This is a genomic window from Paraburkholderia sp. BR14312 (genome assembly GCF_040948675.1).
GTDB classification, from domain to species: Bacteria; Pseudomonadota; Gammaproteobacteria; order Burkholderiales; family Burkholderiaceae; genus Paraburkholderia; species Paraburkholderia nodosa_A.
On the sequence record NZ_JBFPKI010000017.1, the window covers coordinates 1 to 21658 of the forward strand.

The window sequence follows — 21658 nt, forward strand, 5'->3', positions numbered from 1 at the left end:
ATCAAGCGCCCACACTTATCGGCTGTAAATTTTTAAAGATCGATCGCGAAAGCGCCGTTAAAACTGCTCAACTACCGGCTTCTTTCTGCGTTGCTGCGTCAGCAGCAGAGAAACGAGATTATGAAGAATCTTTTCCGCTTCGTCAACCCCTTTTTTTCGCTCACCGCTTGAAAAAGCTTGCTGACTCCTGCGTCCGCCGGTTTCCGCGGCGGCCTTCGCTGCCCTGACGTCGGAGACATCGAACTGCGAAGGGGGCGAATCTTATCGCCCCCGCCGGCCCTGTGCAAGGGGGTGGCGAAAATAATTTCGATCGCCGCTCGCGGCGATCGAATCTCCCGGGCATTTACTTGTTCTTGAACACAGGCTTGCGCTTCTCGACGAACGCAGCCATCCCTTCCTTTTGGTCTTCCGAAGCGAAGAGCGAATGGAATAGACGGCGCTCGAAGTGCACGCCTTCAGCAAGCGTCGTCTCGTAGGCGCGGTTCACCGACTCCTTCGCCATCATCACGGCGGGCAACGAGAATTCGCAGATGGTCGTAGCCGCCGCCAGCGTTTCGTTCAGCAATTCCGCAGCCGGAATCACGCGCGATACGAGACCGGCGCGCTCCGCCTCCTCCGCACCCATCATCCGGGCGGTCAGGCACAGGTCCATCGCCTTCGCTTTCGACACCGCGCGCGGCAGACGCTGCGTACCGCCCGCCCCCGGAATCACGCCCAGCTTGATCTCTGGCTGGCCGAACTTCGCCGTATCGGCCGCGAAGATCATGTCGCACATCATGGCCAGTTCGCAGCCACCGCCGAGCGCGAAGCCCGCGACCGCCGCGATGATCGGCTTGCGAATCGAGCGGATCGTTTCCCAGTTGCGCGTGATGTAGTCGCCTTTGTACACATCCATGAAGGTGTAGCTCGCCATCATCCCGATGTCGGCGCCCGCGGCGAACGCCTTTTCGCTACCCGTGATGACGATCGCGCCAACGCCCTCATCGGCGTCGAACGCCTTTAGTGCCGCGCCCAGTTCGTCCATGAGCGCATCGTTTAGCGCGTTGAGCGCTTTTGGCCGGTTCAGCGTGATCAATCCGACCTTGCCACGCGTCTCGACCAGGATGTTTTCGTACCCCATAACTCCTCCTTCCATCAAAAGAAAGTCCCCGAAAAAATTTTTTACGCCGAACTTTGACTAATGCTAACATTGGCCAACCAACCGGTCGGTCAATTAATTGGCGCGGGCCCTGTCCAACCTCTCAATCAACGTTGAGCCATGACACATTCGCTGTTTGCCAAGCATGAGGGCGCGCTTCAAAAAGCGCTTGCCGCCATCGAGACCCGCGGCTACTGGAGCCCGTTCGCCGAAATGCCCAGCCCCAAAGTGTACGGGGAAACCGCCAGCGCAGATGGCGAAGGCGCGTTCAAGGCTCACCTGAATCGCGCCTTCGAACTCGACCAGCCGTCGACGGGCGAAACCGTCGGCAGCGAGGCCTCGCCGTTCGGCTTCGCGCTCGGCGCGCGCTATCCGAAGTCGACGCCCGACCAGTTGATCGAAGCCGCGCAGCAAGCCCAGCGCGACTGGCGCGCAGCCGGCCCGCAGGCATGGGCGGGCGTGAGCCTCGAAATCCTCGGGCGCCTGAACCGCGCGAGCTTCGAGATCGCCTTTAGCGTGATGCACACGACCGGCCAGGCATTCATGATGGCCTTCCAGGCCGGCGGCCCGCACGCTCAGGATCGCGCGCTCGAAGCCGTCGCCTACGCCTACGACCAGCTGCGCCGCATTCCCGCCGACGCCCACTGGGAAAAGCCGCAGGGCAAGAACCCGCCCCTGGCGATGCAAAAGCGCTTCACGATCGTGCCGCGCGGCACCGGCCTCGTGCTCGGCTGCTGCACGTTCCCGACCTGGAACGGCTACCCCGGCCTCTTCGCAGATCTCGCGACGGGCAACACGGTCATCGTCAAGCCGCACCCGGGCGCGATCCTGCCGCTCGCGATCACCGTGCGCATTGCGCGTGAGGTGCTGCGCGAAGCCGGCTTCGATCCGAACGTCGTGACGCTGCTCGCCACCGACCCCAACGACGGCGCACTCGTTCAGCAGCTCGCACTGCGCCCCGAGATCAAGCTGATCGACTTCACGGGCAGCACGCAAAACGGCGACTGGCTCGAGCGCAATGCGCATCAGGCGCAGGTCTACACGGAAAAGGCCGGCGTGAACCAGATCGTGATCGACTCCGCGGACGACCTGAAGGCCGTCGCCCGCAACATCGCGTTCTCGCTCTCGCTTTACTCGGGCCAGATGTGCACGGCGCCGCAGAACATCTATGTGCCGCGCGACGGCATCCGCACCGCTGAAGGCCAGCTGAGCTTCGAGGCCGTCGCCCAGGCGATTGCCGGCGCCGTGCAGAAGTTCGTCGCCGATCCGGTGCGCGCCGTCGAAGTGCTCGGCGCGATCCAGAACGAAGGCGTGACGGCTCGCATCGACGAAGCCCGCAAGCTCGGTACCGTGCTCGCCGACAGCCAGACGCTCGAACACCCGCAGTTCGCCGGCGCACGCGTGCGCACGCCGCTCGTGCTCTCGCTCGACGCAGCGCGCGACGCCGCCCAGTTCACGCGCGAATGGTTCGGCCCGATCTCGTTCGTGATCGCCACGGATTCGACTGCGCAGTCGCTCAAGCTGGCCGGCGAGACCGCGCGCGACCACGGCGCGCTCACGCTTTCCGTCTACAGCACGGACGACGCCGTGATCGAAGCCGCACATGAAGCCGCCATCACCGGCGGCGTGGCGCTCTCGATCAACCTCACGGGCGGCGTGTTCGTGAACCAGTCGGCTGCATTCTCGGACTTCCACGGCACCGGCGCGAACCCCGCGGCGAACGCCGCGCTCGCCGACGCCGCCTTCGTGGCGAACCGCTTCCGCGTGGTTCAGAGCCGCGTTCACGTCGAACCGAAAGCGGCCCCCGCCGTCGCCAGCTGATCGGCCCACGCCGCTCAGCCGAATGGCGCCCGATTGCCCATCCCTCTAGCATGCAAGGCGTGAGCGCACTTCTGCGCTCGCGCCCCAGGAACCCGAGATGACCGAAGCCTATATCTGCGACGCGATTCGCACCCCGTTCGGCCGCTATGGCGGCGCCCTCAAGGACGTCCGCGCGGACGACCTCGCCGCGGTGCCGATCCGCGCCCTCGTCGAGCGCAATCCCGGCGTGGACTGGAGCGCGCTCGACGACGTGCTCTACGGCTGCGCCAACCAGGCCGGCGAAGACAACCGCAACGTCGCGCGCATGGCCGCGCTGCTCGCGGGCCTGCCGACCGACGCGCCGGGCGGCACGCTCAACCGCCTGTGCGGCTCGGGCCTCGACGCTGTCGGCAGTGCGGCGCGCGCGATCAAGGCGGGCGAAGCGCGCCTCATGATCGCGGGCGGCGTGGAAAGCATGACGCGCGCGCCGTTCGTCATGGGCAAGGCGGCTTCGGCGTTTTCGCGCGAAGCGGCCATCTACGACACGACCATCGGCTGGCGTTTCGTCAACAAGCTGATGAAGCAGCAGTACGGTGTCGATTCGATGCCGGAGACGGCGGAAAACGTCGCGGAAGAATTCGGCATCAATCGCGCCGATCAGGACGCGTTCGCGTTGCGCAGCCAGCAGAAAGCGGCCCGCGCGCAGAAGGACGGCACGCTCGCGCAGGAAATCGTCGCGGTCGAGATCGCGCAAAAGAAGGGCGACCCCGTGCGTGTGACGCTCGACGAGCACCCGCGCGAAACTTCGCTCGAATCGCTCGGCAAGCTCAAGGGCGTCGTGAAGCCGGACGGCACGGTCACGGCGGGCAACGCCTCGGGCGTCAACGACGGCGCCTGCGCCCTGCTGCTCGCCAACGAGGCGGCCGCCAAACAGTTTGGCCTGCGTCGCCGCGCGCGCGTGCTCGGCATGGCGACCGCCGGCGTCGCGCCGCGCATCATGGGGATCGGCCCGGCGCCCGCTACGCAAAAACTGCTCAAGCAGCTCGGCATGACGCTGGACCAGTTCGACGTGATCGAACTCAACGAGGCGTTCGCCTCGCAAGGCCTCGCCGTGCTGCGCGCACTCGGCATTGCCGACGACGATCCGCGCGTGAACCCGAATGGCGGCGCGATTGCACTGGGCCACCCGCTCGGCGCTTCGGGCGCACGTCTCGTGACGACGGCGCTCCATCAGCTGGAGCGCACGAACGGACGCTTCGCACTTTGTACGATGTGCATCGGCGTCGGCCAGGGCATCGCCCTCGCGATCGAACGCATCGAGCCATAACGCGCGCAGTATCGACCGGCCGCCGGGCGATGCATTCGGCGGTCTCAGACAGCTTTGCATGGGACCAGGAGACAACCGATGCCCTACGATGCGATCCGCGTCGAAATCGACGCATCCACCCGCGTGGCCACGATCACGCTGAACCGCCCGGACAAGCTCAACAGCTTTACGCGCGCCATGCACCGCGAGCTCGTCGCAGCGCTCGACGAGGTCGCCGCGGCCGGCGCGCGCGCCCTTGTGCTGACGGGCGCGGGCCGCGGCTTCTGCGCGGGCCAGGATCTCGCCGATCTCGACTTCACGCCGGGTGCGATGACCGATCTCGGCGACCTCATCGATGAGCATTTCAATCCGCTGATCAAGCGCCTGCAGGCGCTGCCGATGCCCGTGATCGCCGCCGTCAACGGCACCGCGGCCGGCGCCGGCGCCAATCTCGCCCTCGCCTGCGACCTCGTGCTTGCAGCGCGTTCCGCAAGCTTCATCCAGGCGTTCGTGAAGATCGGCCTCGTGCCCGATTCCGGCGGCACGTGGTTCCTGCCCAAACGCGTGGGCTTGGCGCGCGCGCTCGGACTCGCCATGACCGGCGAAAAACTCAGCGCGGAAAAGGCGGAAAGCTGGGGCGTCGTCTGGCAAGTGATCGACGACGCGGAACTTGCGCAAACGGCCGGCGCGCTCGCCGCACGTCTCGCGCAGCAACCGACGCGCGCCATCGTCGCCACGCGCGAAGCGCTGCGCGCATCGGCCACGAACACGCTCGACCAGCAACTGGATCTCGAACGCGACCTGCAGCGCGAGCTGGGCGCGTCGCATGACTACGCAGAAGGCGTGCAAGCCTTCATCGAAAAACGCGCACCGCACTTCGAGGGCCGCTGAGATGTCCACGCAAGCCTCGCAACTGCCTGACGACGACGGCCTGTCGCCCGACGAACTCGCTCGCGCCGCCGCGCAGGCGATGTACGAAGCCGACGGCTGCACGCGCGCGCTCGGCATGGAACTCCTCGAAGTGCGCGCCGGTTACGCGCGCCTGTCCATGGCCGTGCGGCCCGAGTTTCTCAACGGCCATCAGACCTGCCACGGCGGGATGATTTTCTCGCTCGCGGATTCGGCGTTCGCCTTCGCGTGCAATTCGTACAACATCAACACCGTCGCGGCCGGCTGCTCGATCGAGTTCCTGCGTCCGGTGCTGCGCGACGAGGTGTTGACCGCCGAAGCCGTCGAACAGGTGCTATCGGGACGCAACGGGGTCTACGACATCCGCGTGACGAATCGGGCAGGCGAAACCGTCGCGCTCTTCCGAGGCAAGTCCGCGCAGATTCGCGGCAATGTCATTCCCGTCGCAACGTGAAGCGGGTTTCCCCTTCTCGATTCCCTACGCGTCACGAGTAAAGTTCTTAGATCCAGGAGACACCCATGAGTACCACGCTGCCGCTCGAACCCATCGAAAAGGCGAGCCGCGACGAGCTTGCTGCGCTGCAGCTCGAGCGCCTGAAATGGTCGCTGAACCACGCTTACGAGAATTCGCCGGTCTATCGCCGCAAATTCGACGAAGCCGGCGTACATCCGTCCCAGGTGCAGTCGCTCGCCGATCTCGCGCGCTTCCCGTTCACCACGAAGAAGGATCTGCGCGACAACTATCCCTTCGGCATGTTCGCAGTGCCGCAAGACCAGATTTCGCGCATCCATGCGTCGTCGGGCACGACCGGCAAGCCGACCGTGGTGGCCTACACGGCGCGCGACATCGACACGTGGGCGAACGTCGTCGCGCGTTCGGTGCGCGCAGCGGGCGCCAGGCGCGGCGACAAGGTGCACATCAGCTACGGCTACGGACTCTTTACGGGCGGCCTTGGCGCGCACTACGGCGCGGAACGTGCGGGCCTCACCGTCATTCCGTTCGGCGGGGGCCAGACCGAGAAGCAGGTCCAGTTGATCCAGGACTTCCGTCCCGACATCATCATGGTCACGCCGAGCTACATGCTCGCGATCGCCGACGAAATGGAGCGCCAGGGCATCGATCCGGCCACCTGTTCGCTGCGCATCGGCATCTTCGGCGCGGAGCCGTGGACCAACGACATGCGCCGGGCCATCGAGCAGCGCATGGGCATCACGGCCGTCGACATCTACGGTCTTTCGGAAGTGATGGGCCCGGGCGTCGCCTCGGAATGCGCGGAGACGAAAGACGGCCCGACGATCTGGGAAGATCACTTCTACCCCGAGATCATCGACCCGGAAACCGGCGAAGTGCTGCCCGACGGCGAATTGGGCGAGCTCGTCTTCACCTCGCTCACGAAGGAAGCGCTGCCCATCGTCCGTTACCGTACTCGCGACCTCACGCGTCTGTTGCCCGGTACGGCGCGCACCATGCGCCGCATGGAAAAGATCACGGGCCGTTCGGACGACATGTTGATCATCCGCGGCGTGAACGTGTTCCCCACGCAGATCGAGGAACTGCTGCTCAAGCAGCCGGCTCTCGCACCGCACTATCAGATCGTCCTGACGAAGGAAGGTCCGATGGACGTGATGTCGCTCAACTGCGAACCGTGCCCGGAAACCGCGCCCGACTACGGTGCGCTCGACGCGGCCAGCAAGGCACTCGCTTACGACATCAAGGCGCTGATCGGCGTGACGTGCAAGGTGAACGTGCTGGAAGTGAACGGCATCGAGCGCTCGGTTGGCAAAGCCCGGCGAGTCATCGACAAGCGGCCGAAGTAACCGCGGCCCGCAACGCGCAGTAAAAGAAAAAGCCGGCGCTCGCCGGCTTTTTCGCTTCACGAGTGCGGCGCAAGCGCCACCGCGATCACGAGTTCGGGAACAGCAGCCACATGCGGCCGCCCTGCTTCATCTTGCCGGCCAGGTCGCCGGCGTCGTCGCCCAAGCCCCAGAAGTAGTCTGCGCGCACGCCGCCCTTGATTGCCGTGCCCGTGTCCTGCGCGAACACGAGCCGGTTGAGCGGCGTATTCGTGAGCGGGCGCGTGGTCTGGAGAAACACCGGCGTGCCAAGCGGAATCGACGACGGATCGACGGCGATCGAGCGTTCCGGCGTGAGCGGCACGCCGAGCGCACCGATCGGACCGTCGGCTCCGCCCTGCGCGTCGCCCTCGGAGCCGCCCATCTCGCGGAAGAACACGAAGCGCGGATTGGTGTCGAGAAGCGCGTCCACGCGCGTCGGGTTCGCGCGTGCCCATGCCTTGATGCCCTGCATGGTCGCCTGCGCGGGCGTGAGTTCGCCGTGGTCGAGCAGCCAGCGCCCGATCGACTTGTACGGCTGGTTGTTGGTGCCGCCGAAGCCCACGCGCATCACGCTGCCATCTTCCATCACGACGCGCCCGGAGCCCTGCACCTGCAGGAAGAACGCTTCGATCGGATCGTCCACCCAGACGAGTTCGTTGCCGCCCAGCGCGCCAGAACGTTCGAGCTGCGCACGCGGCGGCATCGCGGCGCCCGGACGATAGCCGGACGGCCAGCGATACAGCGCGGTCTGGTAGATGCCGTGACGCGTGCGCGAACCGTGCAGCAGCGGCTCGTAGTAGCCGGTCACGAGGCCGTCGAGCGTGCCGTCGTTGTTGGCGAACTGATAGGGCGTGAAATACGTTTCGAAGAATGCACGTGCGCTCGAGGCGTCCAGGTCATCGAGCTGCGAGGCCGCAGTGCACGCGCGCTGCCAGCGAGGATCGCGCGCAAGACGCGTGCAGTTCGCGCGCAGCGCCGCGGTCACGCCGATCAGCGAGTCGTCCTGCCAGCCCGGCACCTGCTGCCAGGCGACCGGCGTGAGACGTTGCGCGGCGAGCTGCGAGGGCAGCGTGGGCGTGCCTTTGGGCGGCACGTTGTGCACGTAGCTCGGGCCGCCGCATGCGGCAAGCAAAGCCGCGAGCGAAGCCGCGCCCAACCAGCCGCCTAACCGCAGACCCAGGCGGCTCCCGCCACGCCGAAGCGCCGACCCCACGCAATATCGCACCTGTGTGAATCCCGGCATCACCGGGACATCGAGACCGGAATCGACGTCAAAATCACGCCTACAATACTGGCTCTCGATGGATGCCGCCATGTCAGAACTGCTCGACGAATACCCGATGCTCATGTTTGGTCTGGAAGCGCTCCTTGCGCTGTTCCTGCTGATTTTCATCGTTGTGTGGACCGCGTCGGGCAGGAAGAAGCAAGCCTCGCGCGACGATCGGCGTCAGAACTAGCAGACCCCGATTTCTCGCGGCGGTTCAATGCAACGTGCGCGGCATGCGCAGCACGAACTCGGGCACGGGCGCCTCGAAGCGCTCGGCGTCCTCGGCCACACAGAAGTACTCCCCGCGCATGGTGCCCACCGGGGTAGCGATCACGGCCCAGCTCGTGTACTCGAACTGCTCGCCCGGCTTCAGAAGCGGTTGATGGCCGACCACGCCCAGCCCCTTCACTTCCTGCACGTGATTTTCGCTGTCGGTGATCACCCAGTGGCGCGCGATCAGCTGGGCGCTTACCTGACCGGTATTGCGAATGGTCAGCGTGTACGCGAAGGCATATTGCCGGCGCTCCGGGTCCGATTCTTCGGGCAGGTAGCGCACCTGCGACGTCACGCTGAATTCGTACTGGCTCATCGTTGTTCCATTCGCTTTGGCGCGGCTGCTGAGTCCGTTGACTGAGACGCCCGCGCGGCAAGGCGCTCGCGGGCGCGCCGCGAGGCGCGGCACATGGTTTGGCATTCTGCTTGATGCAACGGGCACCCGCAACCCGGCGCCGCCCGCGGCGTCCGCCGGGAAACGCTTTGCCACTGACGGTAAAATACGGTTTTTCCGACAGTTTTCCGATTGCCGCCATGACGCAATTCCGCATCGCCCCCAGCATTCTCTCCGCCGACTTCGCGCGTCTTGGCGAAGAGGTCCGCAACGTCGTCGCTGCCGGCGCCGACTGGATCCACTTCGACGTGATGGATAACCATTACGTGCCGAACCTCACCATCGGTCCGCTGGTGTGCGAGGCGATCCGCCCGCACGTGAGCGTGCCCATCGACGTGCACCTGATGGTGCGCCCGGTCGACCGCATCGTGCCCGACTTCGCCAAGGCCGGCGCGAACCTCATCAGCTTCCACCCGGAAGGCTCGGACCATATCGACCGCACGCTCTCGCTGATCCGCGACCACGGCTGCAAGGCGGGCCTCGTGTTCAACCCGGCCACGCCGCTGAACTACCTCGACCACGTGATGGACAAGCTCGACCTCGTGCTCATCATGTCGGTGAATCCCGGCTTCGGCGGTCAGTCGTTCATTCCGGAGGCGCTCAACAAGCTGCGCGAGGCGCGCGCGAAGATCGACGCCTACACGGCCCGCACGGGCCGCGAAATCCACCTCGAAGTGGACGGCGGCGTGAAGGTCGACAACATCGCCGAAATCGCGGCGGCAGGCGCGGACACCTTCGTGGCGGGCTCGGCGATCTTCGGCAAGCCGGACTACAAGACCGTGATCGACGAGATGCGCGCGCAGCTCGCGAGCGCAGCAAGCGCTGCAAACGCAAAATGAACGCGCCCGTCAAGTTCACCGCGCCGCGCATCGAAGCGGCGCTGATCGACCTCGACGGCACGATGGTCGACACCGCCGACGACTTCGCCGCCGGCCTGAACGGCATGCTCGCGCAGCTCGACGCCGATGAAACCACGCGCGAGGAAGTGATGGGCTACGTGGGCAAGGGCTCGGAGCACCTGATCCGCAGCGTGCTCGCGCCGCGCTTTGCCGCGGACAACGTCGAGGCGCGCTTCGACGAAGCGCTCGCGCTCTACCAGGACGAGTACGCGAAGATCAACGGCCGCCACACGCATCTGTACCCGGACGTCGAAGCAGGCCTCGCGGCGCTGCGCGACCAGGGCATCAAGCTCGCGTGCGTGACCAACAAGCCACACCGCTTCGCCGTCGAGCTGTTGCAGCAATACGGCCTCGCGCAGTACTTCGACGTGGTGCTCGGCGGCGACAGCCTCGCGAAGAAGAAGCCCGACCCGCTGCCGATGCTCACCGCCTGCGAGCGCCTGGGCGTCAAGCCCGCGGCGGCGGTGGCGATCGGCGATTCGGAGAACGATGCGATTGCGGGCCGCGCGGCCGGCATGGCCACGCTCACGGTGCCCTACGGCTATAACCACGGCCAACCTGTACAAAAAATTGAATCGGATGGTATAGTTGCCTCGCTGCTCGACGCAGCCAAGGCGGTCGCAGCGCACAATGACCTGACTTAAGTTCTCCACTGAACGTCAACTATCCTCATGTTTCTGAATAAAAAACGGAGTCTGAGCACGATCGACCGGGGAGCCTGGCCCTGGCGTCGCTGGTCGCGCTAACCTCATCCGAGGTTCGCTGAAGTTGCGTATTCGTCCTTCTTCAGCACCGTTTTTTACTTCGCTGCGCACTCGCGCGTGTCTCGACTCTAAACTGTTGCGGTAACCCGTCGGCTGGTCTGGCCGTTGGCTTTCGTGGTCCTTGCGTGTCGTTTCGCCGTTCGCGGCGAGTTGCGCCGGGCGCGAGCGGCTACGCCCTACCTTCCGTCGATGTACCGCACGCCGGCCCGGCAAGCGCTGCCTCATCAGCGCGATCCTGGGCCGCACGAGTGAGCGCCAGCGGCCATCAAGCACTCTAAAACAAACGCCTCGCGCTCACCGCGCGCCCCGTTTTGAGCCGCACTGGGCCCGCACCCGCCGCGACCGGCAGCACGAACAGGATCGGAACATGACCGAACTCGAATTTCAGTCCCTCGCCAACGAGGGCTACAACCGCATCCCGCTGATCGCCGAAGCGCTCGCCGATCTCGAAACGCCGCTCTCGCTGTACCTGAAGCTCGCGCAGCCCGAGCGCGGCGGCGCCAATTCTTTCCTGCTGGAGTCCGTGGTGGGCGGCGAGCGCTTCGGGCGCTACTCGTTCATCGGTCTGCCGGCGCGCTCGCTGATCCGCACGCGCAACGGCATTTCGGAGGTCGTGCGCGACGGCCAGGTCATCGAGACGCATAACGAAGATCCGCTCGAATTCATCGCGAACTACCAGGCGCGCTTCAAGGTCGCGCAGCGTCCGGGTCTGCCACGCTTCTGCGGCGGTCTCGCGGGCTACTTCGGCTACGACGCGGTGCGCTACATCGAGAAGAAGCTCGCCGATACCTGCCCGACCGACGATCTCGGCCTGCCCGACATCCAGCTGCTGCTGACCGAAGAAGTCGCGGTCATCGACAATCTCGCGGGCAAGCTCTATCTCATCGTCTACGCCGATCCGCAAACGCCCGAGGCCTACACCAAGGCGAAGCACCGCCTGCGCGAACTCAAGCAGCGCCTGCGCACCACGGTACAGCCGCCGGTGACTTCGGCGAGCGTGCGTACCGAAACGTTCCGCGAATTCAAGAAAGACGATTACCTCGCCGCCGTGCGCAAGGCGAAGGAATACATCGCCGCGGGGGAGCTGATGCAGGTGCAAGTGGGCCAGCGCATCACGAAGCCGTATCGCGACAATCCGCTGTCGCTGTACCGTGCGCTGCGCTCGCTGAACCCGTCACCGTACATGTACTACTACAACTTCGGCGAATTCCACGTGGTGGGCGCGTCGCCGGAAATTCTCGTGCGCCAGGAAAAGCGCGGCGAGGACCGCATCGTGACGATTCGCCCGCTCGCGGGCACGCGGCCGCGCGGCAACACGCCCGAGCGCGACGCCGAACTCGCGACCGAACTGCTCAACGACCCGAAGGAAATCGCCGAGCACGTCATGCTGATCGACCTCGCGCGCAACGACGTGGGCCGCATCGCCGAGATCGGTTCGGTGGCCGTCACCGACAAGATGATCATCGAGAAGTACTCGCACGTGCAGCACATCGTGAGTTCGGTGGAAGGCAAGCTCAAACCCGGCATGAACAATTTCGACGTCCTGCGCGCCACGTTCCCGGCCGGCACGCTATCGGGCGCGCCGAAGGTTCGCGCGATGGAATTGATCGACGAACTGGAGCCGGTGAAGCGCGGGCTCTACGGCGGCGCGGTCGGCTATCTCTCGTTCAACGGCGAGATGGACCTGGCCATCGCGATCCGCACCGGCCTCATCCACAACGGCAATCTGTATGTGCAGGCCGCCGCGGGCGTGGTTGCCGATTCGGTGCCCGAGTCCGAATGGCAGGAAACCGAGAACAAGGCGCGCGCCGTGCTGCGCGCCGCCGAGCAGGTGCAGGACGGCCTCGACAGCGACTTCTGAGCGGAGAAAAGACCATGTTGCTCATGATCGACAACTACGATTCGTTTACCTACAACATCGTCCAGTACTTCGGCGAGCTCGGCGAAGACGTTCACACGTACCGCAACGACGAAATTACCATCGACGAAATCGCGAAGCTCAACCCCGCGCGCATTTGCCTCTCGCCCGGGCCGAGCAACCCGCAGCACGCGGGCATCACGCTCGACGTGCTGCGCGAATTCGCAGGCAAGACGCCGATTCTCGGTGTGTGTCTCGGCCATCAGGCGATTGGCGAAGCGTTCGGCGGCCGCGTCGTGCGCGCGAAGACCATCATGCACGGCAAGGTGAGCCAGATCGAAACCGACTGCAAAGGCGTGTTCGCCGACCTGCCGAAGCACTTCAACGTCACGCGTTATCACTCGCTCGCCATCGAGCGCGAGTCGCTGCCCGACTGCCTCGAAGTGTCGGCCTGGACCGACGACGGCGAAATCATGGGCGTGCGTCACCGCGAGCTTGCGGTGGAAGGCGTGCAGTTTCATCCGGAATCGATCCTCTCGGAGCACGGCCATGCCCTCTTCGAGAATTTCCTGAAGCAAACCAAGAGCGCTTGACCCGGAGGCGACTAATCATGATTACCCCGCAGGAAGCGCTCCAGCGCACGATCGAGCATCGCGAGATTTTTCACGACGAGATGCTCCACCTCATGCGCCTCATCATGCGCGGCGAGCTTTCGCCCGTGCAATCGGCGGCCATCCTCACCGGCCTGCGCGTGAAGAAGGAAACCATCGGCGAGATCACGGCCGCCGCGACGGTCATGCGCGAGTTCGCGAATCACGTCGAGGTGAAGGACAACTCGAACTTCATCGACATCGTCGGCACCGGCGGCGATGGCTCGCATACTTTCAATATCTCCACGGCCTCGATGTTCGTGGTCGCGGCAGCGGGCGCAAAGGTCGCGAAGCACGGCAACCGGGGCGTCTCCAGCAAGTCGGGCAGCGCGGACGTGCTCGAAGCGCTCGGCGTGAACATCGACCTGCAGCCGGACCAGGTGGCCGCCTCGATCGCCGAAACGGGCATGGGCTTCATGTTCGCGCCCAACCACCATCCCGCGATGAAGAACATCGCCGCCGTGCGCCGCGAACTGGGCGTGCGCACGATCTTCAACATCCTCGGGCCGCTCACGAATCCGGCCGGCGCGCCCAATCAGTTGATGGGCGTGTTCCATCCGGACCTCGTCGGCATTCAGGTGCGCGTGATGGAGCGTCTTGGCGCAAAACACGTTTGCGTCGTCTACGGCAAGGACGGCATGGACGAAGTCTCGCTCGGTGCGGCCACGCTCGTCGGCGAACTCAAGGACGGCCAGATTCGCGAGTACGAGATCCATCCCGAAGACTTCGGTATGCAGATGGTCTCGAATCGTTCGCTCAAGGTCGAGAACGCCGAAGAATCGAAGGCGATGCTGCTCGGCGCGCTCTCGAACGAGGCTGGCACGGCGCGCGAAATCGTCGCGCTGAACGCGGGCACGGCGCTCTATTCGGCGAACTTGGTGGACTCGATCGCAGAAGGCATCACGCTTGCGCGCGAAACGCTCGCCAGCGGCCGCGCGCGCGCCAAAGTCGACGAACTGGTACGCTTCACGCAACAGTTCAAACGCTGATCCAGCACCGTTTTTTGCCTCCGAATATCATGAGTGACATCCTCGAAAAGATCATCTCGGTCAAGCGCGAAGAAGTGCGCGCCGCCGAGCAGAGCGCCCCGCTCGAAGAATTGCGTCTGCAGGCAAGCACGCGCGATCTGCGCGATTTCGTCGGCGCCTTGCGCGCGAAGCACGACAACGGCCAGGCCGCCGTGATCGCCGAAGTGAAGAAGGCAAGTCCGTCGAAGGGCGTGCTGCGCGAAAACTTCCAGCCCGCCGAAATCGCGCGCTCGTACGCCGAGGGCGGCGCGGCCTGCCTCTCCGTGCTGACCGACGTACAGTTCTTCCAGGGCAGCGCCGCGTACCTCGAAGCTGCGCGCGCCGCCTGCAACCTGCCGGTGCTGCGCAAGGACTTCATCGTCGATCCGTATCAGGTCGTCGAAGCCCGCGCGATGGGCGCCGACGCGATCCTGCTGATCGCCGCGGCGCTCCAGCCAGGTGAAATGCGCGATCTCGAAGCGCTTGCGCATTCGCTCGGTCTCGCGGTGCTCGTCGAAGTGCACGACCGCGCAGAACTCACGCACGCGCTCACGCTGAAGACACCGCTCATCGGCATCAACAATCGCAATCTGCGCACGTTCGAAACCACGCTGGATACGACCGTCGGCATGCTCGACGACGTGCCTGAAGACCGCATCGTCGTGACCGAGTCGGGCATTCTCTCGCGTGCGGACGTCGAGAAAATGCGCGCGCTTTCCGTGCACACGTTCCTCGTGGGCGAGGCGTTCATGCGTGCCGAACAGCCGGGCGCGGAACTCGCCCGCATGTTCTTCTGATCGCGCAGCGCCATGGGTATCGAACGCGAAATCAAGCTAGCGCTGCCCCGCGACCAGGTGGACGCGGCGCGGCGTCTGTTCGAGACGCGCGCGGGCAAGCCGGGTCGCGCCATCCGGCTCGAAAACATCTACTTCGACACGCCGGCGCTTGCGCTCGCGCGCGCAAAGAGCGCGCTGCGCCTGCGCCGCGCGCCCGAGGGCTGGCTGCAGACGTTCAAGACCGTGGGTGTGGCGCAAAACGGGCTGCACGCGCGGCACGAGTGGGAAATGCCGGTGGCGGGCGAAGCGCTCGAAATCGACCGGTTGCTGCACGAGTGCGATGAAGCCGGAGTTTCGACGGCGCTCTCGGATGCCGCCGCGAACCTGATCCCGCTCTTTCGCACCGACTTCCAGCGCACGCTGTGGACGCTCGAAGTCGACGGCGCGCAAGTTGAAGCGGCCATCGATCAGGGCGAAGTCACCGCGGACGTGAACGGCGAAACGCGGCGCACGCCGATCTGCGAAATCGAACTCGAACTGAAGTCGGGCGACGAAGCGGCATTGCACACGCTCGCGGCGGAACTCGCGCGGGCGCTGCCAGGCCTTGCGCCGGACGACATCAGCAAGGCCCAACGCGGGTACAAGCTGCGCGAAGGCTGAGAACGGTGCGGCGCGGCTTCAGCGCGCCGCGCAACGCGCTCAATCACCTGTAGATAGCGGATAGCGCCGAAACAGGGCTGTTAGTTGCAATACCAGCGCCGATGCCGCAAGAGGGCACCCGGCCGCGCTCGCGCCGGATTGAATCGCCGCGCAATTGCTGCGACACTTGCCGCCCATGACCTCCACGAAACGCCCGCGCGTCGCGATGCCGGTGCAAGCTTCGCTGTTCGACGACTTTCTGGCCGACGCAGCACAAGCCACGCTCGACGAGCCGCCGCTGCCCGAAATCGACCCGCGCCAGATCACGATCTTCTCGCTGTTCGGCGCCGACGAATTCCCGGCGCCCGAACGCACGCACGCCGTTATGCCCGCCCCCGCCATGCCCCACGACCCCACCGCGCCGCAGGCCGCCATCGACACCACGCGCCTCGAAGACCAGTTCGACGCGCTGCCCGCCGCCTGGCGCGAGCTGCTTGCGCCGTTCATCACGAGCGACGCCTACGCGCCGTTGTGCCGCTTCGTCGATGACGAGCGCGCCGCCGGCAAGACCGTCTATCCCGCCGACGTGTTCCGCGCGCTGCGCCTCACCTCGCCCGACGACGTGAAGGTCGTGATCCTCGGCCAGGACCCGTATCACGGCGACGATCGCGGCACGCCGCAGGCGCACGGCCTGGCGTTCTCGGTGCCGCCTTCGGTGCGCCCGCCGCCTTCGCTGCGCAACATCTTCAAGGAAATCGCGGCGAGCCTCGGCATTCAGGCGCCGACGCACGGCTGTCTCGACGCCTGGGCGCGCCAGGGCGTGCTGCTGCTGAACACGGTGCTCACCGTCGAGCGCGCGAGCGCCGCGAGCCATGCGAAGCGCGGCTGGGAGCGCTGCACCGACACGCTGATCCAGCAACTCGCCGCGCGCCACGAAAACCTCGTGTTCATGCTGTGGGGCGCGCACGCGCAGAACAAGCGCGCGTTGCTCTCTGGTGCGCATTGCGTGCTCGAAGCGCCGCATCCGTCGCCGCTTTCCGCGCATCGCGGCTTTCTCGGCTGCGGGCATTTCGCGCAGGCCAACGAGTATCTGCAGGCGCACGGCCGCCAGCCGATCGACTGGCGTTTGCCGGAGGAAGGCCTCGTGCTCGCCTGAGCCGCTTGAGCCGCTTGGGCCTCGCAACGCGACGACGCGCAATGAAAAACGCCACGAGATCGTTCTCGTGGCGTTTTTGCTTTTACAGCCGTCAAACAGGCAACAAGCGCGAACGTTACGCTGCAGCGATCGCCTCACGCGCGCCTGCGAGCGCGGCGCTTGCTGCGTCCGGGCCCATGTTCAGGCCTTCGGCGAAGATGAAGTTCACGTCGGTCATGCCGAGGAAGCCGAGGAACGACTTCAGGTACGGCGTCTGGCTGTCGTGCGCGGTGCCTTGATACTTGCCGCCGCGTGCCGAAACGACATGGACCTTCTTGCCGTTCACGAGGCCTTCGGGACCGTTCGCGGTGTAGCGGAACGTGATGCCGGCGCGCGCGATCCAGTCGAAGTACGTCTTGAGCTGCGACGAGACGCCGAAGTTATACATCGGCGCACCGATCACGATGATGTCCGCTGCCTGCAGTTCCGCGATCAGCGCTTCGCTGCGTGCGGCGATGGCCTGCTGCTCCGGCGTACGCTGCTCGGCCGGCGTGAAGAACGCGCCGAGCACGGCGTCGTCGAGGTGCGGCAGCGGATCGGCTTGCAGGTTGCGCGTGACGACTTGCGCGCCCGGATTCGATTGTTGCAGCCTGGCCGTCAATTCGTTGACGAGCAGCGTCGACTGGGCGCCTTGCGAGCGGGCGGCGGAATTGATTTGCAGGATCGTGGTCATGGTGGCTCCTTCGGGTCTCAGTTGCGCAACGTTGCGCGAGTGAAGGCATTGTGTTTTTTTACCGCGCTCCGAAAAAGTAGTCCGCCGATGACGGATTGTTGCAACGATAGAACAATCGCGGGCATGAAAAAACGGCGTGGGATCCGTTACCCACGCCGCTTATGGCGCCGCGTGCCGCCGCACCCTGTCCCAGCGGCTTACGCCGCCAGCCAGCGCTCGCGCAATGCGCGCGCGGGCGCACGCTTGTCCGAGGCGGCGAGCTTGTAGCGCGCGACCTCGGGCGCATCGAGGGTCAGACGCGCCACGCGAAGCTCGTCGCGGCGGAACGCGTGGATGTCGACCTTCGTGCCCGGCTGGTAGCGCGAGAGCAGCGCGTCGAGATTCGAACCCGTCACACGCAGGCCGTCGAGCGCTACGAGCGCGTCGCCAGCCGAAAGCCCCGCCTTCTGGGCCGCGCCGCCTTCGTAGACGACGGCAAGCGTCGCTTCGGCGCCGCCACGCAGCCGCGCGCCGAGCGACGGTTTCGCGCCGCGTTCGGGCTCCCCTTCGAGCGTCACGCCGAACGGTTCGAACAGCGCCGCGAGCGGCAGGTCGCGCGTGCCGCGCACGGCGTCGCTAAAGAGCGCGCCCAGTTCCACGCCGGTCGCCTCGGCGATCAGCGCCTCGACATCGTCTTCGCCCACGCCCACCGGCTTGCCGCGATAGAAGTCGCGCCCATAGCGCTGCCACAAGAGGCGCATGACGTCGTCGAGCGATTTGCGGCCGTTCGTCTGCGCGCGAATCGCGAGATCGAACGACAGCGCCACGAGCGAACCCTTGGTGTAGTAGCTCACGATCGCATTCGACGCGTTCTCGTCCTGGCGGTAATACTTCACCCACGCGTCGAACGAGCTTTCCGCGACGCTCTGCTTCAGTCGCCCCGCCCCGCGCAGCACGCCGGCGATCGTCTTGCCGAGCAGGCCGAAGTATTCGTCTGCGGAAATGAGGCCGCTACGCACGAGCATGAGGTCGTCGTAGTACGACGTGAAGCCCTCGAACAGCCACAGCAGCGACGTGTAGTCCTCGCGCGTGAGGTCGTACGGCACGAACGCCGCAGGCTTGATGCGCTTCACGTTCCACGTGTGGAAATATTCATGGCTGCACAGGCCGAGGTAGGTGCGATAGCCGTCCGACGTCTCGGGCTTGCCCTTCACCGGCAGGTCGGTGCGATTGCAGATGAGCGCCGTCGAGGCGCGATGCTCGAGGCCGCCGTAACCGTCGCTCACGGCCTGCGTCATGAACACGTAGCGCTCCATCGGCGCGCGCTTCGTGCGCGGCTCGAACAGCGCGATCTGCGCCTCGCAGATCTTCTTGAGGTCGGCGGCGAGACGCTCGATGTCGAGCGCGACCACACGGCCCGCGATCACGATGTCGTGCGGCACGCCGTGCGCCTTGAAGCTCGCGAGCGTGAACTCGCCGAGCGTGACCGGATGATCGATCAGCTCGTCGTAATTCGTGGCCGTGTACTCGCCGAAGCCGTAACGCTTGGTGCCGCGCGCTTCCGTGAGCGCCGTGCCCACGCGCCAGTGGCGGTAGGCGTGCCCGTCCGGACGCTGAATATCGACGGCGTGCTGCGCCTCCTCATGGCCGAGCGCCGCGAGAAACACGCTCGTGCCGTTGAAGAAGCCCACCGTGTCGTCGAGATGCGCCGCGCGCACGGACAGGTCCCACGCGTAGACCTCGTAGCGCAGCGTGAGCGCGCCCTTCACGGGCGCGGCCTGCCACGAATGCTTGTCGGTCTTCGTCACGCGCACCTTGCGGCCCGCGTCGTTGAAGGCGCGCAGCGTGACGATGTTGCGCGCGAACTCCCGCACCATGTAGCTGCCCGGAATCCACACGGGCAGCATGAAGCATTGGCCGTCCGGCGCGGGGTCTTCCACGGTGAGCGTCACCTCGAACAGATGCGCGGCGGGATTCTTCGGGACGATGGTGTATCGGATCGGCTTCATCGGCGGGATCGGTGAGAGATTCGGTCAGCAGACGCTGCAGTGCAAATTCAGTATGCCCGGCAGACAAAAACGGACAAAAAGCGCCGGGCAAAAAAGTACCGGCCGCGAAAGCGGCCGGCGGGTTCAGGCGAGGCGTCAGTGCGCGCCGTTCAGACCGCGCTCGAGCCGGTCGGCGCTGACGGCGCCCGGCAGGCGCGTGCCGTCCGCGAGGATCACGGTGGGCGTGCCGGTCACGTTCATCTTCTGGCCGAGCGCGAGATTGCTGTCGATGGCGGCCGTGTCGCACGTGCCGGCTGCCGTGGGCGCCTTGCGGTCGACCATCCACGATTCCCACGCCTTGCCACGGTCGGCCGAGCACCAGATCTGCTTGGCCTTCGCCGTCGAATCCGGCGAGAGCACCGGATACAGGAAGGTGTAGACCGTCACGTTGTCGACGGACCTGAGCGTGCTTTCGAGCTGATGGCAGTACGGGCAGTTCGGGTCGGAGAACACGGCCATCTTGCGCTTGCCGTCGCCCTTCACGACCTTGACCGCGTTCTCGAGCGGCAGCTTCGAGAAATCGACCTTGTTGATTTCGTTCAGGCGCGCCTCGGTGAGATTGCGGTGCGCCTTGGTGTCGATGAGTTCACCGGTGAGCACGTAATCGCCGCTGGCGTCGCTATAGACGATCTGCGTGCCGAGGTTGATCTCGTAAAGGCCCGGCATGGGCGCCTTGGTGATGCCCTTGATGTCGCTGGCGTCGATGCCGAGACGCGTCTGCAGCGCCGACTTGATCTTGTCGGTGGTCTGGTCGGCCTGGGCCGAGCAGCCGAGCGCCGAGGTGGCTACCGCGATCACGAGCGCGGCAAATCGAATACGCGTTTGCATGGGATGCATTCCTGATTCAGGCGCGCCGCGCAGGGGCGACGCGCGCAGAGTTCCGTTGAACGGCCGGGGCGGCATGTGCTGCGGGCGCGGCCAATATGTCCATTCTAAGCCGCACTGGCTTCGAGCAACCGAAATGCCTGCTTGCGCAGGCGAGCCCGTCGATACTAGCCGAGCGCCGAGGCCACGAGCCAGCGCTTGAGCAACGGCTGCGCCCCCACGAATGCCATGCCCGTATTGCGCACCGCGCGCGCGAGCGTGCCCGGGAACGAGAAAAGCCGCTGCAGGCCGTCGGTGGCCACGACGAGCTTCTGGATGTCCTCACGGCGGCCGCGTTCGTAGCGGCGCAGCAGCACGATGTCGCCGAGATCGCGAAATGCCTCCTTCTTCGTGACCACGTCGACGAGCGCGGCGACGTCGCGCAAACCGAGGTTCACGCCCTGGCCCGCCAGCGGGTGAATCAGATGCGCGGCGTCGCCGACCAGGGCGACGCGCGGCGCCACGAGCCGGTCGACGGTTTGCAGAGACAGCGGAAAACCGCGCGCGGGCGTGACGCATTCGAGCGCGCCCAGCTGGCTTTGCGAGACGCGCTCGACTTCGGCGGCAAGCTGCGCCGGTTCGAGCTTGAGGAGTTCTTCGGCATGTTCGGTCTGCGCCGACCAGACGAGCGATACGTGCCGATCGGGCAGCGGCAGCAAGGCGACGATCTCACCCTCGCGGAACCACTGGTACGCCGTTTCGCCGTGTGGCTTTTCCGCGCGGAAGTTGGCGACCACGCCGGTTTGCCGGTAATCGCGCCGCTCGACCGTCGAGCCGATCTGCGCGCGCACCCACGAATGCGCACCGTCCGCGCCGATCGCGAGGTCGGCTTCGATCGTGCGGCCATTGGCGAGGCCGATCACGGCCGCGTCGGGTTTCACGTCGAGCGTCTGCGCACGCGTGTCGATCCACGCGAGATTGGGCTGGAAGTGCAGCGCGGCGTCGAGCGCACGCTCGACGATCGACGACTCGGCAATCCAGGCGAGCTGCGCAACCGAGGCCTGATATGCCGAGAAGTGCAACTCCGCCGCGGCGTCGCCGAACACGCGCATGTCGTAGACGGGCGTGAGGCGCGCGGCGTCGGCGGCCTGCCAGACCCGCAGCCGCTCGAACAGCCCCTGCGAACTGCGCGAAAAGGCATACACGCGCGCGTCGAACACGGCTCCCGCAGGCAGCGGCGCGCACGGCTGCGCGAGCAGCGCCACGCGCAGGCCGCTCTGGGTCAGCGCGAGCGCCGCCGACTTGCCGACGAGGCCGCCGCCGATCACGGCGACATCAAAGGTCTGGTTGCTTGCAGTCATGCGCGCATTATAGCCGCGGGCGCTTGTGTGGCCGGGCGGGACGGGCGCGGTGTTGCGGCGCAGCAAGACGTTGCGGGAAGAC

Annotated in this window: 22 protein-coding genes; 15 read left to right on the top strand and 7 right to left on the bottom strand. The window is 65.8% G+C overall.

Annotated elements, in window-relative coordinates:
* Window positions 1-227: hypothetical protein (locus tag AB3X98_RS36325; protein ID WP_368610402.1), on the top strand; the 227-nt coding region annotated here is incomplete at its 5' end.
* 116 nt (window positions 228-343) lie between these two features.
* Here AB3X98_RS36325 and AB3X98_RS36330 read toward each other — a convergent pair.
* Window positions 344-1120, bottom strand: a complete 777-nt coding sequence (locus AB3X98_RS36330; RefSeq protein ID WP_069269161.1) for an enoyl-CoA hydratase — start codon at window positions 1118-1120, stop codon at window positions 344-346.
* 138 nt (window positions 1121-1258) lie between these two features.
* Here AB3X98_RS36330 and paaN point away from each other — a divergent pair, with 138 nt between their 5' ends.
* From paaN to paaK, 5 genes are all read left to right on the top strand, one after another.
* On the top strand, window positions 1259-2959 hold the full coding sequence (paaN, locus tag AB3X98_RS36335) for a phenylacetic acid degradation protein PaaN (protein ID WP_368606814.1): 1701 nt from the start codon (window positions 1259-1261) through the stop codon (window positions 2957-2959).
* A gap of 97 nt (window positions 2960-3056) precedes the next feature.
* Window positions 3057-4265: a 3-oxoadipyl-CoA thiolase gene (pcaF, locus tag AB3X98_RS36340; RefSeq protein ID WP_368606813.1), complete on the top strand. Its 1209-nt coding sequence runs from the start codon at window positions 3057-3059 to the stop codon at window positions 4263-4265.
* 78 nt (window positions 4266-4343) lie between these two features.
* Window positions 4344-5135: a 2-(1,2-epoxy-1,2-dihydrophenyl)acetyl-CoA isomerase PaaG gene (paaG, locus tag AB3X98_RS36345; RefSeq protein ID WP_342949880.1), complete on the top strand. Its 792-nt coding sequence runs from the start codon at window positions 4344-4346 to the stop codon at window positions 5133-5135.
* A gap of 1 nt (window position 5136) precedes the next feature.
* The gene (gene paaI / locus AB3X98_RS36350) at window positions 5137-5607 is read left to right on the top strand and encodes a hydroxyphenylacetyl-CoA thioesterase PaaI (RefSeq protein ID WP_069269165.1); all 471 of its coding nucleotides are present in this window, start codon (window positions 5137-5139) and stop codon (window positions 5605-5607) included.
* 65 nt (window positions 5608-5672) lie between these two features.
* Window positions 5673-6971 carry a phenylacetate--CoA ligase PaaK gene (gene paaK, locus AB3X98_RS36355; protein ID WP_069269166.1) on the top strand — a complete coding sequence of 433 codons (1299 nt, stop codon included), beginning with the start codon at window positions 5673-5675 and terminating at the stop codon, window positions 6969-6971.
* Window positions 6972-7056: 85 nt separating this feature from the next.
* On the opposite strand, the gene AB3X98_RS36360 is transcribed toward paaK, so the two are convergent.
* Window positions 7057-8304 (bottom strand): murein transglycosylase A, encoded by a 1248-nt coding sequence (locus tag AB3X98_RS36360; RefSeq protein WP_368606812.1) that lies wholly within the window; start codon window positions 8302-8304, stop codon window positions 7057-7059.
* On the opposite strand from AB3X98_RS36360, the gene AB3X98_RS36365 reads away from it, so the two are divergent.
* A complete protein-coding gene (locus AB3X98_RS36365; RefSeq protein ID WP_233271586.1) occupies window positions 8303-8446 on the top strand; it encodes a hypothetical protein in 144 nt (47 codons plus the stop codon). The two genes, AB3X98_RS36360 and AB3X98_RS36365, sit on opposite strands and share 2 nt — an antisense overlap.
* Before the next feature lie 24 nt (window positions 8447-8470).
* On the opposite strand, the gene apaG is transcribed toward AB3X98_RS36365, so the two are convergent.
* On the bottom strand, window positions 8471-8845 hold the full coding sequence (gene apaG, locus AB3X98_RS36370; RefSeq protein ID WP_028208771.1) for a Co2+/Mg2+ efflux protein ApaG: 375 nt from the start codon (window positions 8843-8845) through the stop codon (window positions 8471-8473).
* Window positions 8846-9063: 218 nt separating this feature from the next.
* On the opposite strand from apaG, the gene rpe reads away from it, so the two are divergent.
* From rpe to AB3X98_RS36410, 8 genes are all read left to right on the top strand, one after another.
* On the top strand, window positions 9064-9762 hold the full coding sequence (gene rpe / locus AB3X98_RS36375) for a ribulose-phosphate 3-epimerase (protein ID WP_368606811.1): 699 nt from the start codon (window positions 9064-9066) through the stop codon (window positions 9760-9762).
* On the top strand, window positions 9759-10466 hold the full coding sequence (locus AB3X98_RS36380; RefSeq protein ID WP_069269168.1) for a phosphoglycolate phosphatase: 708 nt from the start codon (window positions 9759-9761) through the stop codon (window positions 10464-10466). The genes rpe and AB3X98_RS36380 overlap by 4 nt, the downstream gene beginning before the upstream one ends.
* 487 nt (window positions 10467-10953) lie before the next feature.
* Complete coding sequence (trpE, locus tag AB3X98_RS36385) at window positions 10954-12447, top strand: anthranilate synthase component I (RefSeq protein WP_368606810.1); 1494 nt, start codon at window positions 10954-10956, stop codon at window positions 12445-12447.
* Between the two features lie 14 nt (window positions 12448-12461).
* Window positions 12462-13037: an aminodeoxychorismate/anthranilate synthase component II gene (locus tag AB3X98_RS36390; protein ID WP_069269170.1), complete on the top strand. Its 576-nt coding sequence runs from the start codon at window positions 12462-12464 to the stop codon at window positions 13035-13037.
* A gap of 14 nt (window positions 13038-13051) precedes the next feature.
* Complete coding sequence (trpD, locus tag AB3X98_RS36395) at window positions 13052-14083, top strand: anthranilate phosphoribosyltransferase (RefSeq protein ID WP_342949886.1); 1032 nt, start codon at window positions 13052-13054, stop codon at window positions 14081-14083.
* 29 nt (window positions 14084-14112) lie between these two features.
* Window positions 14113-14898, top strand: coding sequence for an indole-3-glycerol phosphate synthase TrpC (gene trpC / locus AB3X98_RS36400; RefSeq protein ID WP_368606809.1), 786 nt, complete (start codon window positions 14113-14115; stop codon window positions 14896-14898).
* A 12-nt stretch (window positions 14899-14910) separates the two neighbouring features.
* Window positions 14911-15537: a CYTH domain-containing protein gene (locus AB3X98_RS36405; RefSeq protein WP_342949874.1), complete on the top strand. Its 627-nt coding sequence runs from the start codon at window positions 14911-14913 to the stop codon at window positions 15535-15537.
* A gap of 175 nt (window positions 15538-15712) precedes the next feature.
* On the top strand, window positions 15713-16672 hold the full coding sequence (locus AB3X98_RS36410) for a uracil-DNA glycosylase (RefSeq protein WP_368606808.1): 960 nt from the start codon (window positions 15713-15715) through the stop codon (window positions 16670-16672).
* Window positions 16673-16787: 115 nt separating this feature from the next.
* On the opposite strand, the gene AB3X98_RS36415 is transcribed toward AB3X98_RS36410, so the two are convergent.
* The 4 genes from AB3X98_RS36415 to AB3X98_RS36430 form a co-directional block, all read right to left on the bottom strand.
* Window positions 16788-17384 carry an FMN-dependent NADH-azoreductase gene (locus AB3X98_RS36415; protein WP_069269174.1) on the bottom strand — a complete coding sequence of 199 codons (597 nt, stop codon included), beginning with the start codon at window positions 17382-17384 and terminating at the stop codon, window positions 16788-16790.
* A 197-nt stretch (window positions 17385-17581) separates the two neighbouring features.
* Window positions 17582-19372: a M61 family metallopeptidase gene (locus AB3X98_RS36420; RefSeq protein ID WP_368606807.1), complete on the bottom strand. Its 1791-nt coding sequence runs from the start codon at window positions 19370-19372 to the stop codon at window positions 17582-17584.
* Between the two features lie 135 nt (window positions 19373-19507).
* A complete protein-coding gene (locus AB3X98_RS36425) occupies window positions 19508-20239 on the bottom strand; it encodes a DsbC family protein (protein ID WP_069269176.1) in 732 nt (243 codons plus the stop codon).
* Window positions 20240-20403: 164 nt separating this feature from the next.
* The gene (locus AB3X98_RS36430; protein ID WP_368606806.1) at window positions 20404-21576 is read right to left on the bottom strand and encodes a UbiH/UbiF family hydroxylase; all 1173 of its coding nucleotides are present in this window, start codon (window positions 21574-21576) and stop codon (window positions 20404-20406) included.
* Window positions 21577-21658 lie beyond the last annotated feature (82 nt).

Excerpts from the sequence above, each read along its gene's own strand:
- AB3X98_RS36330 (WP_069269161.1), bottom strand. The coding sequence starts at position 1,120 with ATGGGGTACGAAAACATCCTGGTCGAGACGCGTGGCAAGGTCGGATTG.
- paaN (WP_368606814.1), top strand. The coding sequence starts at position 1,259 with ATGACACATTCGCTGTTTGCCAAGCATGAGGGCGCGCTTCAAAAAGCG.
- pcaF (WP_368606813.1), top strand. The coding sequence starts at position 3,057 with ATGACCGAAGCCTATATCTGCGACGCGATTCGCACCCCGTTCGGCCGC.
- paaG (WP_342949880.1), top strand. The coding sequence starts at position 4,344 with ATGCCCTACGATGCGATCCGCGTCGAAATCGACGCATCCACCCGCGTG.
- paaI (WP_069269165.1), top strand. The coding sequence starts at position 5,137 with ATGTCCACGCAAGCCTCGCAACTGCCTGACGACGACGGCCTGTCGCCC.
- paaK (WP_069269166.1), top strand. The coding sequence starts at position 5,673 with ATGAGTACCACGCTGCCGCTCGAACCCATCGAAAAGGCGAGCCGCGAC.
- AB3X98_RS36365 (WP_233271586.1), top strand. The coding sequence starts at position 8,303 with ATGTCAGAACTGCTCGACGAATACCCGATGCTCATGTTTGGTCTGGAA.
- AB3X98_RS36360 (WP_368606812.1), bottom strand. The coding sequence starts at position 8,304 with ATGGCGGCATCCATCGAGAGCCAGTATTGTAGGCGTGATTTTGACGTC.
- apaG (WP_028208771.1), bottom strand. The coding sequence starts at position 8,845 with ATGAGCCAGTACGAATTCAGCGTGACGTCGCAGGTGCGCTACCTGCCC.
- rpe (WP_368606811.1), top strand. The coding sequence starts at position 9,064 with ATGACGCAATTCCGCATCGCCCCCAGCATTCTCTCCGCCGACTTCGCG.
- AB3X98_RS36380 (WP_069269168.1), top strand. The coding sequence starts at position 9,759 with ATGAACGCGCCCGTCAAGTTCACCGCGCCGCGCATCGAAGCGGCGCTG.
- trpE (WP_368606810.1), top strand. The coding sequence starts at position 10,954 with ATGACCGAACTCGAATTTCAGTCCCTCGCCAACGAGGGCTACAACCGC.
- AB3X98_RS36390 (WP_069269170.1), top strand. The coding sequence starts at position 12,462 with ATGTTGCTCATGATCGACAACTACGATTCGTTTACCTACAACATCGTC.
- trpC (WP_368606809.1), top strand. The coding sequence starts at position 14,113 with ATGAGTGACATCCTCGAAAAGATCATCTCGGTCAAGCGCGAAGAAGTG.
- AB3X98_RS36405 (WP_342949874.1), top strand. The coding sequence starts at position 14,911 with ATGGGTATCGAACGCGAAATCAAGCTAGCGCTGCCCCGCGACCAGGTG.
- AB3X98_RS36410 (WP_368606808.1), top strand. The coding sequence starts at position 15,713 with ATGACCTCCACGAAACGCCCGCGCGTCGCGATGCCGGTGCAAGCTTCG.
- AB3X98_RS36415 (WP_069269174.1), bottom strand. The coding sequence starts at position 17,384 with ATGACCACGATCCTGCAAATCAATTCCGCCGCCCGCTCGCAAGGCGCC.
- AB3X98_RS36420 (WP_368606807.1), bottom strand. The coding sequence starts at position 19,372 with ATGAAGCCGATCCGATACACCATCGTCCCGAAGAATCCCGCCGCGCAT.
- AB3X98_RS36425 (WP_069269176.1), bottom strand. The coding sequence starts at position 20,239 with ATGCAAACGCGTATTCGATTTGCCGCGCTCGTGATCGCGGTAGCCACC.
- AB3X98_RS36430 (WP_368606806.1), bottom strand. The coding sequence starts at position 21,576 with ATGACTGCAAGCAACCAGACCTTTGATGTCGCCGTGATCGGCGGCGGC.